Genomic DNA, 14,918 nt, shown 5'->3' with positions numbered 1-14,918 from the left:
AACCTCCCATTCATTGATAGGTTCATTGTAAGCGCTTTTAAGAAAAGAATCAAACATTATGCTTTTATAACTTTTAATAGATTCTTACCCATAAAGCTTCTGTAATATCTGGTTCCCATCCCTCAGTAGCTGGATGTGGTTGAATACAACGATAACGATGTCCCTTATAGGTAACGATGTCGCCTATTTTATATGATTTTCCGATAACCCAAGTATCACCTTGCGTACTTTCACTTGTGGTTTTCACTGAGATTGCTTGGCTAAAGTCAGAGGTTCCTGCAGCGTTAACTGCTTTAACTTTATAGCTGTAGGTTGTATTTGCTTGTAAATTTTGATCTTTAAATGTATTCGTTGCACTTGTAGCGATGCGAATATTGTTTCGATAAACTTCATAATGAGTGACTTTTTCTTTTGAAGCATTATTAGTCCAGTTTAAAGTCACTGAATTTTGCGTAACATTACTACTAGTTAAATTTACCGGAATGGATGGTTTAGTTAGCGTTTCTACTGGGTCATTTTCTCCACCAGTCGTTCCATCAGTGAATTGTTGGGCAACAGTTAAGAACTCATATTGATTTTTGACTTGACCTTGACCACCATCGACCATGGCATCACGGTTCATTGACCAATAAGAAACCATCCCGAGTTTTCTTGATTTTGCATGTTGGACGATTTTATTGAACATATCAGTTGTAAAGTATGGATGTGTGTCTCCTTCAAATCCAACGGAAGGGGTTGTTCCTAATTTAGCATAAGCTTGAGCATCAGTTAACGTTTTGTTCGCATAACGTTTGTAGTAATCTTGTAATTGTTTTTTCGTATTGTCCACTGCATCTAGTGAACCTTGCGCATAATCGGGAACAACGCTACCGTAACACATCGTCATGATATTAACGGTAGTTAGATCAACACCTGCCTCAAGATAGGCTTGCAAGACAGATAAACCTGTAGATACCAATCCAAAGTCCATCACTGGTAATGTAAGGGTCACACTAACACCTGTTTCATCTTGGACTTTTTTAATCGCTTTAGCATTAGCTAAATTATGCGCATAATTCATTGCCCCAGCTTCTACGTCGAAATCAACACGAGTTAATCCATAACCATCAATAATTTCTTTATAAGCATTTGCTAAAATGGTTGAATCTTGTGTTGTTTCCCAAAATGCGCCAGAATTTAGACCACCAAATGATACAGCAACATCGCCACCAACTTCTCTTAATTCACGAATGGATTTTTTGATTCCTTCATATTGCCATTGATCGCTATCACTTTCGCTTAAGCCTCCAAATCCACCCCAGGCCCAGTCGATCTTACCATTTTTAATACCTCTTGATTGCATGAATCCTAAATTGAAGAATTTTTGTCCAGTGCTTTTTGCCACTGCAGCTAAATTAAGCGCTCCGTTATTTGATAGATTGCTGCCTGAAACATATGCCGTCATATCGACAAATGGTGCTACTACTTGATCCGCCCATTTGATCCCTTGACCAACGCCAAAACCAGCTTGCTTGTTCGTACTTTGTTCTGTCGCAAACGCCTCTTCCATATTCAATAATAATGGCGCAATCATCAGACTACAAAGAGCTGCTCCCGCTAACATTTTTTTGATTCTTTTATTTCCCATATCTTCTTCTCCTCTCGTGATCAGTGCTATTATCATCTGTTTTGTAATCGATTACATATATTATCTTATCAGATAAATAACATCAAAAATAACAATAAATTTAACAATTAACGTTATTTAATCTAATTGACTATTTTCTTTAATAATGTTCGGAGTTACAACATTACAATGGCAATGATTTTCATTATCCAATAAGAGATAGAGGTTAATATTCTAATATAATAACTGATTTAAAATAACTAAACCAAAAGTATAACCTTCCAAATCAAATTCAAGTATGTTTAAAACGTTCATGGTAAACTAGAATTATAGAAAGGAGTTAAAACAATATGGCTATACTGAAAGATTATCGTTTTTGGGTTTGTACTGTTGGCATAGTGATTTTAGGTTTCTTATCGGGGATACTAAGTGGTAATCCAGGTAGTTATTATTATTCACTTGAGCTACCTCCTTTTGCACCACCTAGTTGGATCTTTGGTCCTATGTGGACAGTGCTATATATTTTAATGGGAATTTCGTTATATTTACTATTGGTAATGAAAAACAAAAGGGTCAAACAAAAATTAATTACATTATTTGTTATTCAATTTGTATGTAATTTTATCTGGTCTGCTTTGTTTTTCAACTTGCAAAACACCTTAATTGCTGCACTAGATATTACTTTATTAGTGGTCCTTCTTTCCATACTGCTTTATCAACTATGGAACCACTATCGCTTAGTGATGTGGTTACTGGTACCATATTATCTCTGGGTATTATTTGCTACGCTTCTCAACTATTCTATTTTATTTTTAAACTAGTAAAAAAGCATCCGCACAGTCGGTTATGACTGTTGCGAATGCTTTTTTTACTTAATACCCATTTCCATAATTATATCCTTGTTCATTGTTTTCTTGTTGGTAAGTTTGTTCATTGTTTTGGTTTTGGTTGTAGTTTTGGTTGTAGTTCTGATTGCCGTACTGATCATAATTTTGATCGGCGCTTTGATTGTATTCTTGATTATACTCGTTGTACTGATTTGTTGTTTGCGAATTTCCTGAATAAGTTGAATTATTCTCACTTGTCGCAGTCTCGTTCGAATCTTCAGCGGATTGCGAGTCATTGTAGAACATGATAGAAGCATTGTCATTTTTTAAATTAGGTAATGTCTTACTTGGTTTGATGTTTAATTGTTTTTTCAATTCGTTTTGGATACTTAATAAATCATTTTCACCTAAAATTTGATAGTAAATACTATCAATGGTTGCATCTTTACCTTGCAATTGGTCTTGTTTGATCGTTTCAAATGCTGGTGTGTAATTAGTTGCTACATCTAGCATATCATCCCAATCTAGGTCAGTTGTGACATTTTTTTCGACCGCTTTTAAAATTTTCCGATAATTGCTGACACCATCTAAACTCAATACTTTATTAACAATTTTGGTAACGACTTCACGCTGTCGTGCTTGACGTCCGATATCCCCCTTAGGATCTTCGTGACGCATCCGTGAATAAGCAAGGCCTTTCTTACCATCTAATACTTGTTTACCTACAGGAACATGAACACCATCTAATGTAAAATCAATTTTATTATTGACTTCCACACCTCCGACAGCATTGATCAAATCTTCCATTCCATCTAAATTAATGGTTACATAATGGTCAATGGGGATATCGAGTAACTGTTCGATTGAGTCCATGGCCATTTCAACGCCTCCAAAAGCATAGGCGTGATTCAACTTATCAACAGTACCATGACCAACGATATTGGTATAGATATCACGGTCTAAGCTGACGATCGTTGATTTTTTTTGTTGGGGATTCACCGTTACCACCATCATTGTATCCGATCTTCCTTGTTCGGTTCTACCTAATCCGCCAGTATCCAGTCCTAACAACAGGACAGAAAAAGGTTCTTTGTCGTCAATACTCACTTTATCTTTACGCTTTGTTGACTGACGATTCGATCCCTTGGATATTTGATTGACTGTTTGGTTTGCTTCACCCATGAGTTTAATTCCATAAGCTGAGACTCCGCCAATAAAAACAACGAGAATTCCCAGTAAAGCTATTACGACTTTTTGCCACCGCTTCATAATGCACCTCTATCTCACATTTTCTTAAAATATTTTCTCATACAACTAATAAATCAGCAAACTACCTATTTAATCATAATAAAACTTTAAAAAAATAGTCGTGAATAAAAAACTAATTAATATGTAATTTTTTGAATTCTTAATTATCATACCATAGCATCATTACAGAGAAAAGCTTGAATCTAAGTATTTCAAAACGCTTTTATTTTGAAGCACTGAAATGCCTCTTACTCGTTCTCTTTCTTAATTACAATGGTCATCTTGGATCTGTCGTTTTATTTGCAAAAAAAGAAACGATGCCATTCAGCAGACATTGTCTCTTTTTTACAAATTGATATCACCTATTTTATACACTTTTAACTGTTTTTTATTAGCGATTTTACGGATGTAACGATCTATATCATGAAAATCACTCCCTGTTACAGACCCCTTCGCTAAAATTAGACTGTCTTCGATTAGTAATTCCTCTAGATAATCACTTAACTCTTGTAAAGTAGCGAACCATTTGAATCGTTGATCTTGTATTTGTTCTTCCTCAAAAATCTTTTTAAAATGCTCACCATAACCTAAGATATGATCTGCTCCACAATGTTCCATCGAATCTTTCAGTGATTCATGGATCACTTGTGCAGTACTTCCTAAGTCAGCAATCTGTCCAAGTACCAAAATACTTTTTCCTTGATAAAAGGTTCGAACTTCATCAAAATAATCGATAGCATTTTCCATCGCAGGCAAAGAAGCATTATGGGTGTCGTCAATAAATGTGAAATTCGTTCCATTCAAGGAAGCATAATTCGTTTTATCGAGAATCTTAGACAATGGCTTAAATGTAGTAAATGCTGGCAGATACGATCGAATGTCGCCTTTTATTTTCCAGACTGTCAATAAAGCAGCAAAAGCATTAGAAATCATACCTGCAGAAGCAACTGACAAGTTCATCGAAAATTCTTGTCCTAAAAAAGAAAATAAAATTTCACAATACTCTCTTTCTTGTCTCGTTTCAATTAAGAAGACATCCTTTGTTTGATCATACAAAGAGTACGTGAGAATCTCTGCTGTTCTTTTTTTGGCTGCTGTCATTAGAATCGCTAGTTCTTCCTCACCAATATCTGTATTGATGATTGCAGTGCCATCTTGCTTCAGTCCTTCAAAAATTTTTGCCTTATGTCGTGCCACTCCGATAGTATCTTTTAATGAACTAAGGTGTGCTTCTCCAATTGAGGTTACAATCGCAATCTCTGGTTGCACTAAATTAGACATTGATCCAGTGTCATAAGAGTTCAACGCATTGACAGAGACTTCTAAGTTCAACATATCTGGCTCACTTACTAGCTTGCTTAGGTATAGAGGAATCGCAAAACGAACATTGTGGTTCCCACGATTTTCTAACACTTTTTCATTTTGGAATAAATGTGAGATCATCATTCGTGTGGATGTTTTTCCTGCCGAACCAGTGATTGCTACAATTGGTTGTACATAATTGCTTCGGATTTTCTCTGAAATTTGTAGTAAAAATTCCCAACTATTTTTAACAATAAATTGAGGCGTTCTAACAGCTGGGTCATCAATGGGGATTTCAGTAATGATTAAACCAAACTCATTTTCCCTTCCTTTGATTTGCTCGTTCCCATCTCGCCAAGCCACTGTCTTTCGATTGATGTAACTTCTTCTTTCTGGTGTCAAACAAACAAATGCTGTGGTATTATAATTGGTTCTTTTGTTTAAATGTCCAGAAAAGTACTCAAAGTTGTCAATTATTTGATCAAGATGGTCGTACTTTTGTAAATACGCACCATCGATATCAGCCAATAATTCTTGGATCTTCCACATTCTTTTACACCTACTTTGTTCTAGATTCTCTCTACCATTTTCCTCGTCTTGGTCTTGCTTGATTCACATACCTTGTTGCTGTTTTTTCAATTCTCTGTGGCGAGTCATCTTGGTCTTCTTCCCAAGGATACAACCCCTCTTCATTTTTTTGATACTGACTCCAATCATTTTCTAAAGTTTCTGATTGATGGTCTTTTTTCTTTTTCAGCCGAAACCCTAAATAGGAAAGACCAATCAATGCTAAAGCAGCAAATCGAATATAACCAACCATTATCTTCACTCCTCTTCTCTTTTTAAAGGCATAAGTAATTGATCAAACCAGATAGAAAATGCTCTGCATCATCTATTCTCATACGGAAACGATCATGACGCGCAAAAAAACCATATTTGATCACTTGCGGTTGTTTGAAAAACTGTGCAAACTCTGGAAACATGACTCCTGTTGTGATTTCATGTAACACTCTTTTTTTCATTACCGTATTGATTCGTGCTTTCGTTTCAAAAAATTCTTTCTCTATCGGAAAAAGCTTATCTTTTAAAGGACTTCTTTCTAATTTGCTGATCATTTTTGAGGCTGCTACTAGTAACTCAAGCATGGTTGGATAAGCTGTATCTCGTTGATCGATAAAGTTGATGTTGACCATTGCATTCTTAATACCAAATTCATAGTAAGTATCTTTTTCTTGATATTTAAGCATCTCATTCGTTGCATAACTTAACCAATGGTCATGGTATTTTTGATAATTATTTGCGACAAATTGTTCCATCAATCCTTCACAAATCTCAAAAATCTCAATTTGTTTTAAAATCGCATGTGCTCTTAAGAGGGAAAACAGAATTTCACCATCATAATAAATAATTCTAAAACGCTCTTTTGTCATTAATTCGGCATTCAACACATGGATCGTCTGATCATCTGGAGTGATAAATTTTTCTGAAACAGTCGTGATTAAACGACTAAGGAAACTATGAAAGATGGTCTCTTTAGTCACTTCTGAATATTTTGCTAAAGCCAAGATTGCTGTCGCCTGGGCTCCTAACTTATACTCTACTTCTTTATTCAAGTAATCTTTAATCAACAGCTGACCATTGACTTCAGAAGTAAGATTTTTCAATCCCCATAGTAATCCTTCTTTGACTCGTTGCATCAATTCCTGGTCGGATAAATATTCTGCCGATTCAGCTAATGCGTACAAAGATGAAAAATGGCGAACCGAATTATAACCTTTTAGTAACTGATCATAGCAAGGATAATAGCCATAAATGAATTTACCAGTAGGAGTCAACTGTTTGGTTAAATAATTCGTTCCTTGTTCAATCACTAGTTCCGTAATATCATCAAGATTTTCTGTAGTCACTTCTCTGACTTGATTGCCATTGCCATAATCTTTCAAAGGGAATACTTCACCATTTTCAAAATAGAAGGAGACTGTTTCAAAAAAATAACACTTTGAACGCTCTAAGTAGCTTAAATCACTTTCTTCACGTCCATATTTACGCTTGACATAGCCACGGTAATTTTGGGAATCAATGTGTAACTCAGGATGATTTTTTCCAACTATATGTGCTTTACTTGGTTTAATGATTGCATTTGCTACTAATTCTTCTTTTAAAAAACTTCTTTTTCTGATTCCATCTATTCGCAAATTAAAATCGATGTAATTATTCCTTTTTATTTTGTTTAACCGTTCTTTGACTTGTTGAAAATCAACTTGCTCTTCTTTCGTCACTACATCCAACCTCAGATACGTTTCTGTCTCAAAATGATAGGTTCGATAAGCTGTTAGAAAATTATTCCAAATTGTTTTTAGATTGTTTCCGTAAAATTCATAAGTCTTACCACGCTTACTAAAATCTCCTACGGATACGATTAATAATTTTTTCTCCGTATGAATGACTACTTTTTCAAGTACTTCTTGGATGGTTGCTAAATCATTTTTATCTGTTTGAACTGGCATAGACTCACCCCTATCAAGAATAAAGAGGTTATAACTACATCCATTATGATTTTTAAATCTATTTCTATAGTTATAACCTCTCCGTTAATTATTAGTTATTCTTTTTATTTCTTTTCATTTTCCAAATACCCATTCCCGAAATCAACGATACTATGCCACCTAACCAAGAAACAGATGAACTTACCGTATCAGAGGTTTTAGGATACATTTTTAGTGTTGAGCCGTCATGGTAATTCAATGGTTTTGTATGACTTGTCCCACCATAGTGCAAAGGTAATTGTGGTGGATTTGAACCTGATCCACCAGAAGTGTTGATCGGCACCATTCCTGGGTCGCCGTTCTGATCCGTATCTGTACCATTTCCTGTACTTCCCATGCCGGCATCCGCATCGGCATCAGCGTCGGCATCGGCATCGGCGTCAGCGTCAGCATCCGCATCAGCGTCGGCGTCAGCATCCGCATCCGCATCGGCATCGGCGTCAGCATCCGCGTCGGCATCCGCGTCGGCATCCGCGTCGGCATCGGCATCAGCGTCGGCATCGGCATCCGCATCGGCGTCGGCATCCGCATCGGCGTCAGCATCCGCATCGGCATCAGCGTCAGCGTCGGCATCCGCGTCAGCGTCGGCATCGGCATCAGCGTCGGCATCAGCATCAGCATCGGCGTCGGCATCGGCGTCAGCATCAGCATCGGCATCGGCATCAGCATCGGCATCAGCATCGGCGTCGGCATCAGCATCGGCGTCAGCATCAGCATCAGCATCCGCATCGGCATCAGCATCAGCATCGGCATCAGCATCAGCATCCGCGTCAGCATCAGCATCCGCGTCAGCATCGGCATCAGCATCGGCGTCGGCATCGGCGTCAGCATCAGCATCCGCATCAGCATCCGCATCCGCGTCAGCGTCGGCATCGGCATCGGCATCAGCGTCGGCATCAGCATCGGCGTCAGCATCAGCATCGGCATCCGCATCAGCATCGGCGTCAGCATCAGCATCAGCATCAGCGTCGGCGTCAGCATCAGCATCAGCATCAGCGTCAGCATCGGCATCGGCGTCAGCGTCGGCATCAGCATCCGCATCGGCGTCAGCATCAGCATCAGCGTCAGCATCAGCATCGGCGTCAGCATCCGCATCCGCATCAGCGTCAGCGTCAGCATCAGCATCGGCATCGGCGTCAGCATCGGCGTCGGCATCCGCATCAGCATCGGCATCGGCATCGGCATCGGCGTCAGCATCAGCATCAGCGTCGGCGTCAGCATCAGCATCGGCGTCAGCATCAGCATCAGCATCAGCGTCAGCATCCGCATCAGCATCGGCATCGGCATCGGCGTCAGCATCGGCGTCGGCATCCGCATCAGCATCAGCATCGGCATCGGCATCGGCGTCAGCATCAGCATCCGCATCGGCATCCGCATCGGCGTCGGCTTCTTCATCGTCTGGGATCACAGCAGCAGCTGGTAAACTTGGATTGTCATTTTCATCATACGCGATTAATTGGATGTCTTCTAAAGGTGACACATCTGTGGCTGCAATTGGAATCGTAAAGTTTCCATTTTCATCAGCCTGTCCTTCTGCAATCAAATTATTCTCTTGATCATAAATACGAACTGTTGCATTAGGATCTGCCATCCCAGTTACTTCATAACCATCAGTTGAGTTCCCTGTAACTACAACATTATATGGTGGTGTTACTTCAGCAGCTTGATAAAAAACTGGCGAATAGCCATCAGAGCTAGAGGCGATATCGATAGATAAAACATCTGCTTTTACAATATTTCCAACGAAGCCAGCTTCATAAGGAACAGACATATCTACTCCGGCTGCCGCTAAATCACTATAATTAGGATCCTGAATCAATGTCGGAATCGTAACCGTCGTTTCACCTAATACGCTCGCATCAGCTAATGTTCCAATCAATGATGACCCCACACCAACTAAACCTGTTGCAGTAGCAAAAGTAAGATTAAATGCTGGTTTAATCGTTGCGGACAACGCTGTATTGATCGTACCTGCTGCTATCGTACCAAGAGCACCGCTTCCTGCATTCGGTGTCGCTTGGATTGCTTGGACAGCATCATTGATTCCATCTAAAATTTCAGTCAGCCCTTCTCGAATAACTGTTTCTAATGAGCCATCTAATTCACCATAGATATATTCGTCCCCTTGCATTTGAAGATTCAATGCTACTTCAGCTGACGTCAATGTACTAAGGTTCTCTAATAATGCTAGTTGAGCATACACTTCATCTAAATTGACTGATGCCAACGGGTTAAGGTTAACAATGTTTTCAACAGCAGACACTAGGGTAGTTACCGCCCCATCTACAATCGACAATAGTGGTTGTAGTTCTTCTCCTGGTAACAAAATATCTGTTTGGAAAGTACCCGTCCCATTTGGATTAACTAAACCTTGCATTTCAGTTGGGATTGCTAAAACTGCTCGTCTCGAGCCATTTAGAACACTTAGATCAATCCCATTATTAGCTGAAATAACGAAATCAACATTACGAGTCGTTCCAGCCAATGGAAAAGGTGCACTTGCTGTTGTTCCACTGGTATTAGACGTCGTTAGATTATTGAACAACTGGCCACTAATCAAGTCAGCATATACTTGTTGTGAACCCACAGTAAACAACGGTGTAGCAATTGAAATAGGTGCTGTCCCCAACAGCATCCCTGCAGCAATAGACGTTCCTACTAATAAGTATTTTTTGGATCGACGTTTAGCTCTAGCTTTTTGATCCATACTTTTTTTATAATCCTTTTTCATTTTTTCCCCCTTAGATGCTTCCATTATTTACTTATGCTTTATCCCCCACTTAATCAATCACTAACAACAATTATTTCCGCTAGGAACTGGCCTCCTTTCTTTTTGTCAAAAAGATATCTTTCTGAAAAAACTTCAGTTAACTTAAGTTACAAAGATTTTAGCAATCGTTAAATTAAAAATCTATTATTAAGTTTTAATCTTTTTAAAATAACTTTATTATTTTAAAAATAAAAAGGAACTGTAGCAAATATGTAAAAATATTGCATAACATTTCGTTTTTATGCTTGGATAAATTATAATATCATTAAGGAATTTCTCTATATATCCATTCATGAAAAAAACTAACAGCCCAAATTAAAATAACGTATTTTTCACTTATTTTTTTGGCTAATTTTTATAAAAAATGATTATAATAAATTTTTTTCTCATTTTTCGTAAAAAAAAATGACAAAATTTAATAATTTGTCATTCGGAAAATTTCGAGTATAAAAATATAGGAGGGAAAAATAAATGAATTTCTCTGTCATGTTAGAAAGGAATATCCAAGTCCAATTAACGATCTTGGACAACTTATATCGCTCACAAGTTACTTGTACGTTAGAGGAATTATCGAAAACAGCTCATTGTGACAAACGTTCTGTGCTTCATCAATGTGACTATCTTAAGGTTTTATCTGACGATCACATCACAAAAAGTACAAAAGGCTTCACTTTTTCTGGAACGATCAGTGAGTATCAACTATTACTACTAAAAATCTTGGAACATTCCGCCATCTTTCAATTGTTAAAAGACCTTTGTCTTCAACCTAGAGTTGATCTGGTTTCCTTTGCCACAGAGCAAAAGATTAGTATTCCTTCCTTAAGAAGACATCTTACTCGAATCAATCAGTTACTTACTACCTATCAATTACAATTAAAGACTTCAAAAGGCTTCGTGTATCTCAAAGGTAGCGAACCACAAGTCCGTTATCTTATTTATTTATTTTTGTGGCAATACTATCAAGGGGTCGTTTGGCCCTTTCCAACCGTTGATTTTCATGAAACCTTTGCAGGGATTGAGTATGCTTTTCAGCTGACAAAACAAAAACCAAATAAACTGAAAATGATTGAATGGTGCTTTATTATTGCTATCACTTTCGTCCGATCAGCACAAGGAAATCAGATGAATCAGAGAGAACTTCCTGATTTTACAGAAGAGATTTGGGATAGCTTTGAAGAGATTACCCATTTCCTTAAACGAATGAGCGTGAAAGCCAAGCTCGATCTTTTGGAAGTCCAATTTTTATTTCTTTGGTTACAAGCACGCCCAGCTTTTTATTTAAAAGACGATCACTTAGAACGAGCCATGAAATTCCATCTAAAAAAAGCCACAGCGATCAAACAATTTCAAAATAGTTTCTATAGCTATATTTATGCAAATGGGTTTAAATCTTCACAAATCAACCTAAAGAAAAAATTACTAAATAGTACGATCTTTGCCAACGGGATGAGTGGGCTGCTGTTCCACCGATTTTCCACCATTAAATATGACTTATCAGTCTTTGTAGAAGAAAATTACCCAGCATTCAATCGAGAAATCAATCAATTAGCTTCCCAATTCCAAAAACAGCAACAAGAGCTGTATTGGGTACAATCCTGTCATTTGATCGAAGCATTTATGATCATTACTTCTCCAACATACTTTGATAAAGAAATAAAGATAAAGTACGAAAGTGACTTGCCATTAAGTATTGAACTGAGTTATATGAGTATGTTACAAGAACAATTACGAGTTTACTTAAATGTGGTTTTTACAAATGATCTTTTGTTTGAGCCAGACTTAATCATTCGAACAACCGATATGCCGTTAAAGATCCTGACCTATGAAGAAACAATCCCGTGTTTAGTCGCTCCGACTGATATGTCTAGTGAGCAGATTTATCTATTAAGCCAAAAAATCAAGAAACTAGTCAACGAATAACTAACTTGGGTTTTTATAAAATAAAAAAAAGATGGCAGACGCCATCTTCTTTTTATTATTTGAATAGACCGCTAAGCGGGCTTTTCTTCAACAAGTTATTATAATTTAGTCACTTCAGCAGCTTGAGGGCCACGTGCGCCTTCAACAATTGCAAATTCAACTTCTTGACCTTCTTCTAAGCTCTTGAAGCCGTCTCCTTGAATTGCTGAAAAATGTACGAACACATCGTCTCCGCCGTCTACTGTAATAAACCCAAATCCTTTTTCATTGTTGAACCATTTAACTGTTCCATGTTCCATAAATGTATAGCCTCCAAAAAAGTTCTTGCAAGAAACCTTGCATAAATATTATACCGAATTTAGAAAACGCTCGCAAGACTTGCTCAATTTATTTTTCATTCTTTTTTTTAGGCTTGAAAATGATTATTTGGCAGATGATAATCGATTGTTTACTTCTTCCCAGTTCACAACGTTCCAGAAAGCTTCAATGTAATCAGGTCGTACATTCTTATATTTCAAATAATACGCATGTTCCCAAACATCTAAACCTAAAATAGGTGTTTTGCCTTCCATTAATGGTGAATCTTGATTGGCTGTTGAAGTGATCGCTAATTTACCATTTTCCATCACTAACCAAGCCCAACCTGAACCAAAACGGCCAGCTGCAGCTTTTTTAAATTCTTCCTTAAATGTTGCAAAATCACCAAAGGCTTCATCAATCGCTTCTTTAATTGCACCAGTTGGTTCGCCACCAGCATTTGGTGCCATGATTTTCCAGAAGAAAGAATGGTTTGCATGTCCGCCACCATTATTACGTACAGCAGTCTTGATATCTGTAGGGACAGCATCCATATCAGAAAGTAGTTCTTCGATTGTTTTTTCACCTAGTTCTGGATGTTTTTCAATCGCTGCATTTAAATTTGTTACATAAGTATTATGGTGTTTGTCATGATGCAAGTGCATCGTTTCTTCATCGATATAAGGTTCTAACGCATCGAATGCATATGGTAAATCTGGTAATGTGTAAGTCATAAAAAAATTCCTCCTCAATGTGTTTGTTCATAGTGTCTACACTACAAAGAGTAACAAAGAGCAAGGAATTCTTCAAAAATTATGCCTACTGTGGATTTTACTTCTCTTTTTCAGGAAGTTCTTCCTCAATAATGGTTGTCCCTTTAAAAATAAACAATTTACTAAAGACATAATTGGCGACTACCACGATGACTTGTGTAATAATCTTAGCCACATAATCATTTGTGTGCATCACCTGAATCAGCAGCAACATGGAACCCATATCCATACCATAAGAAAGAATCCGATAGAACAAAAATTTACTAAATTCAATAACTAAATGGAAAAAATTAGGTGACTTGGAATGAAATACCCATAATTTGTTCGTTACAAAAGCAAATAAAACAGAACAAATCCAAGAAATAGTATTTGCTATCGGCATACTTAGATGGAGCATCTGTAATGCAATTGCAAAAGTAACGATATTCACGACTGTTGCTAAACCACCAAAAAATAGGTAAATAAATATTTCCCAGTAACCTTTTTCTTCTAAAAATTGTCTCACTCGATAATAAAAATTCATCGTTCATCCTACCTTACTAATCAATTCTTATTCATCATACCTTATTTGTCTCTGGTTTTCATCTTTATTCCTTAAATTCATCTTTGTAACTAGCAAATTTTAACATTCTCGTTATTTTTTATAAAAGCAGGTTCTCACATGAACCTTAAAGGAAGATTGCCAATTGGTATTTCCCCTTGTATTTCTTCTAAGACTTCGCTAGAATTGCTAATGATGACATTATGTATAGAAGGAGTAACTATGACAACAAAACAATTAATTATCAGCTCATTCACGCAATTTAAAGAGCTCAAAAATGCTAGAAAAACCCCGTTTGCTAAATCGGTTCTTTATCTTTTGGTCCTTAGCATCATCATGGCTTTGCCTATTTCCTATCAAGTGTTTCAAGTGCTAGAAAACATCAAACAAGATGGTCAGAAAATTGCCACCAAGATTCCAGATTTTTCCATAAAAAACGGGAAAATTGATGCAGCAGATCATGAAGGTTTCATCTATCAAACAAATTCTATCATCTTTACTTTTGATCCGGAAGGCAAACGATCTGAAAAAGATATTACTTCTGACTTAGTCGGAAATTTTCTTAGTGTTGGACTACTAAAAAATAAACTCGTCGTAGCTTTGCCTAATACCGGTACTACTTTTCTAAACAATAACTCACTTGAACTTGACTATAAAAATGATGCCTTAAAAAATCTAACAGGAAAACAATTGCGTACAACCTTAAGTGAAGCAACAATTCCATTTTGGATCAAGATAGTGACTTTCTTAATTTCTATTTATCCAAGCTTTTTGAATTTGATCGTTACTTTACTTTTAGCTAATTTTGCAGCTTATATTTATGCGCGTTTACGTTTGACTGGCGCTTCTTTTCTTGATTGTTTAAAAACGATGATCTATTCAATCACCCTACCAACAGTCTTAGCCACGATCTTAATGATTTTCTTACCGGCTTTTGACACAAGTGCTTTTATCGCAATAGCAGGACTTTTTATTTTTGCACAGGCGGTAAAAGGCTGGCCAAAAAGCCAAATGATGTAGTTCACGAATGTCAAACATAAGAAACGACTTTCTTCGATTAGGCGGCAACGCTAGTCAAAGAAAGTCGT

The 14,918-nt window shown here is 37.2% G+C and carries 12 protein-coding genes; 3 read left to right on the top strand and 9 right to left on the bottom strand.

Annotated features, from left to right (window positions below):
• Positions 1 to 73 precede the first annotated feature (73 nt).
• A complete protein-coding gene (locus AB3I12_RS06435) occupies positions 74 to 1,627 on the bottom strand; it encodes a carbohydrate-binding protein (protein ID WP_063626810.1) in 1,554 nt (517 codons plus the stop codon).
• A 329-nt stretch (positions 1,628 to 1,956) separates the two neighbouring features.
• On the opposite strand from AB3I12_RS06435, the gene AB3I12_RS06430 reads away from it, so the two are divergent.
• Positions 1,957 to 2,427 (top strand): TspO/MBR family protein, encoded by a 471-nt coding sequence (locus tag AB3I12_RS06430; RefSeq protein ID WP_053765637.1) that lies wholly within the window; start codon positions 1,957 to 1,959, stop codon positions 2,425 to 2,427.
• A 51-nt stretch (positions 2,428 to 2,478) separates the two neighbouring features.
• Here the strand turns inward: AB3I12_RS06430 and AB3I12_RS06425 are convergent, their stop codons facing one another.
• The 5 genes from AB3I12_RS06425 to AB3I12_RS06405 form a co-directional block, all read right to left on the bottom strand.
• Entirely contained in the window at positions 2,479 to 3,702 is a 1,224-nt protein-coding gene (locus tag AB3I12_RS06425) for an LCP family protein (protein ID WP_010719704.1), read from the bottom strand.
• 324 nt (positions 3,703 to 4,026) lie between these two features.
• Positions 4,027 to 5,532, bottom strand: coding sequence for a Mur ligase family protein (locus AB3I12_RS06420; RefSeq protein ID WP_063626808.1), 1,506 nt, complete (start codon positions 5,530 to 5,532; stop codon positions 4,027 to 4,029).
• A gap of 31 nt (positions 5,533 to 5,563) precedes the next feature.
• Entirely contained in the window at positions 5,564 to 5,803 is a 240-nt protein-coding gene (locus AB3I12_RS06415) for a hypothetical protein (protein ID WP_034698894.1), read from the bottom strand.
• Positions 5,804 to 5,825: 22 nt separating this feature from the next.
• On the bottom strand, positions 5,826 to 7,490 hold the full coding sequence (locus AB3I12_RS06410; protein ID WP_063626806.1) for a hypothetical protein: 1,665 nt from the start codon (positions 7,488 to 7,490) through the stop codon (positions 5,826 to 5,828).
• 91 nt (positions 7,491 to 7,581) lie between these two features.
• Entirely contained in the window at positions 7,582 to 10,260 is a 2,679-nt protein-coding gene (locus AB3I12_RS06405) for an adhesive domain-containing protein (protein ID WP_063626804.1), read from the bottom strand.
• Between the two features lie 510 nt (positions 10,261 to 10,770).
• Between AB3I12_RS06405 and AB3I12_RS06400 the strand changes: the two genes are divergently transcribed.
• Complete coding sequence (locus AB3I12_RS06400; protein ID WP_063626802.1) at positions 10,771 to 12,219, top strand: helix-turn-helix domain-containing protein; 1,449 nt, start codon at positions 10,771 to 10,773, stop codon at positions 12,217 to 12,219.
• Between the two features lie 98 nt (positions 12,220 to 12,317).
• Here AB3I12_RS06400 and AB3I12_RS06395 read toward each other — a convergent pair whose 3' ends face one another.
• The 3 genes from AB3I12_RS06395 to AB3I12_RS06385 all read right to left on the bottom strand — a co-directional run bounded on the left by AB3I12_RS06395 (position 12,318) and on the right by AB3I12_RS06385 (position 13,812).
• Positions 12,318 to 12,518 carry a cold-shock protein gene (locus tag AB3I12_RS06395; protein ID WP_010719711.1) on the bottom strand — a complete coding sequence of 67 codons (201 nt, stop codon included), beginning with the start codon at positions 12,516 to 12,518 and terminating at the stop codon, positions 12,318 to 12,320.
• Positions 12,519 to 12,641: 123 nt separating this feature from the next.
• The gene (locus AB3I12_RS06390; protein ID WP_034867853.1) at positions 12,642 to 13,250 is read right to left on the bottom strand and encodes a superoxide dismutase; all 609 of its coding nucleotides are present in this window, start codon (positions 13,248 to 13,250) and stop codon (positions 12,642 to 12,644) included.
• A gap of 97 nt (positions 13,251 to 13,347) precedes the next feature.
• Complete coding sequence (locus AB3I12_RS06385) at positions 13,348 to 13,812, bottom strand: GtrA family protein (RefSeq protein ID WP_010719713.1); 465 nt, start codon at positions 13,810 to 13,812, stop codon at positions 13,348 to 13,350.
• Positions 13,813 to 14,052: 240 nt separating this feature from the next.
• On the opposite strand from AB3I12_RS06385, the gene AB3I12_RS06380 reads away from it, so the two are divergent.
• The gene (locus AB3I12_RS06380) at positions 14,053 to 14,850 is read left to right on the top strand and encodes a DUF1189 domain-containing protein (RefSeq protein WP_025480226.1); all 798 of its coding nucleotides are present in this window, start codon (positions 14,053 to 14,055) and stop codon (positions 14,848 to 14,850) included.
• Positions 14,851 to 14,918 lie beyond the last annotated feature (68 nt).

The sequence above is a fragment of the Enterococcus sp. C65 genome, assembly GCF_040887165.1.
GTDB lineage: Bacteria > Bacillota > Bacilli > Lactobacillales > Enterococcaceae > Enterococcus_B > Enterococcus_B hirae.
The sequence above is the reverse complement of the archived record's forward strand: the minus strand, read 5'-3'. Positions and strand labels throughout refer to the sequence as shown.

Excerpts from the sequence above, each read along its gene's own strand:
- AB3I12_RS06425 (WP_010719704.1), bottom strand. The coding sequence starts at position 3,702 with ATGAAGCGGTGGCAAAAAGTCGTAATAGCTTTACTGGGAATTCTCGTT.
- AB3I12_RS06415 (WP_034698894.1), bottom strand. The coding sequence starts at position 5,803 with ATGGTTGGTTATATTCGATTTGCTGCTTTAGCATTGATTGGTCTTTCC.
- AB3I12_RS06390 (WP_034867853.1), bottom strand. The coding sequence starts at position 13,250 with ATGACTTACACATTACCAGATTTACCATATGCATTCGATGCGTTAGAA.
- AB3I12_RS06380 (WP_025480226.1), top strand. The coding sequence starts at position 14,053 with ATGACAACAAAACAATTAATTATCAGCTCATTCACGCAATTTAAAGAG.
- AB3I12_RS06395 (WP_010719711.1), bottom strand. The coding sequence starts at position 12,518 with ATGGAACATGGAACAGTTAAATGGTTCAACAATGAAAAAGGATTTGGG.
- AB3I12_RS06400 (WP_063626802.1), top strand. The coding sequence starts at position 10,771 with ATGAATTTCTCTGTCATGTTAGAAAGGAATATCCAAGTCCAATTAACG.
- AB3I12_RS06385 (WP_010719713.1), bottom strand. The coding sequence starts at position 13,812 with ATGAATTTTTATTATCGAGTGAGACAATTTTTAGAAGAAAAAGGTTAC.
- AB3I12_RS06410 (WP_063626806.1), bottom strand. The coding sequence starts at position 7,490 with ATGCCAGTTCAAACAGATAAAAATGATTTAGCAACCATCCAAGAAGTA.
- AB3I12_RS06430 (WP_053765637.1), top strand. The coding sequence starts at position 1,957 with ATGGCTATACTGAAAGATTATCGTTTTTGGGTTTGTACTGTTGGCATA.
- AB3I12_RS06420 (WP_063626808.1), bottom strand. The coding sequence starts at position 5,532 with ATGTGGAAGATCCAAGAATTATTGGCTGATATCGATGGTGCGTATTTA.
- AB3I12_RS06435 (WP_063626810.1), bottom strand. The coding sequence starts at position 1,627 with ATGGGAAATAAAAGAATCAAAAAAATGTTAGCGGGAGCAGCTCTTTGT.
- AB3I12_RS06405 (WP_063626804.1), bottom strand. The coding sequence starts at position 10,260 with ATGAAAAAGGATTATAAAAAAAGTATGGATCAAAAAGCTAGAGCTAAA.